At 48.1% G+C, this 486-nt stretch carries 4 tRNA genes; all 4 read right to left on the bottom strand.

Annotated features, from left to right (window positions below):
* Window positions 1–78: 78 nt before the first annotated feature.
* The 4 genes from AC1RPV_RS07640 to AC1RPV_RS07625 all read right to left on the bottom strand — a co-directional run bounded on the left by AC1RPV_RS07640 (window position 79) and on the right by AC1RPV_RS07625 (window position 486).
* Window positions 79–168 (bottom strand) — tRNA-Ser (locus tag AC1RPV_RS07640).
* 39 nt (window positions 169–207) lie between these two features.
* Window positions 208–281 (bottom strand) — tRNA-Ile (locus AC1RPV_RS07635).
* A gap of 19 nt (window positions 282–300) precedes the next feature.
* A tRNA-Met gene (locus AC1RPV_RS07630) sits at window positions 301–374 on the bottom strand.
* 40 nt (window positions 375–414) lie between these two features.
* A tRNA-Pro gene (locus tag AC1RPV_RS07625) sits at window positions 415–486 on the bottom strand.

Raw genomic sequence — 486 nt, 5'->3', positions numbered from 1 at the left:
GCAGGATTTGAACCTACGACCTTCGGGTTATGAGCCCGACGAGCTACCAGACTGCTCCATCCCGCGATAATATTAAAAAGGAGGATAAGAGATTCGAACTCTTGCGTGGTTTGACCCACCTGACGGTTTTCAAGACCGTTCCCTTCAGCCAGACTTGGGTAATCCTCCATAAAAAATTAAAAATCTACTTGAATCAGCTACAAGTAATGGACCTTGTAGGACTCGAACCTACGACCGGGCGGTTATGAGCCGTCTGCTCTAACCAACTGAGCTAAAGGTCCAAGCTTCTTACGTAGAAAATAGCGGTGAAGGGGATCGAACCCCTGACCTCCCGGGTATGAACCGGACGCTCTAGCCAGCTGAGCTACGCCGCCATAAAATAAAAACACATAATAAATTTTGGCAATCTATTAATCGGGAAAACAGGATTCGAACCTGCGACCCCCTGGTCCCAAACCAGGTGCTCTACCAAGCTGAGCTATTTCC

Source organism: Dellaglioa sp. CoH-55-MRSF-9 (genome assembly GCF_056782155.1).
This window is presented reverse-complemented; position numbering and strand designations above follow the sequence as displayed.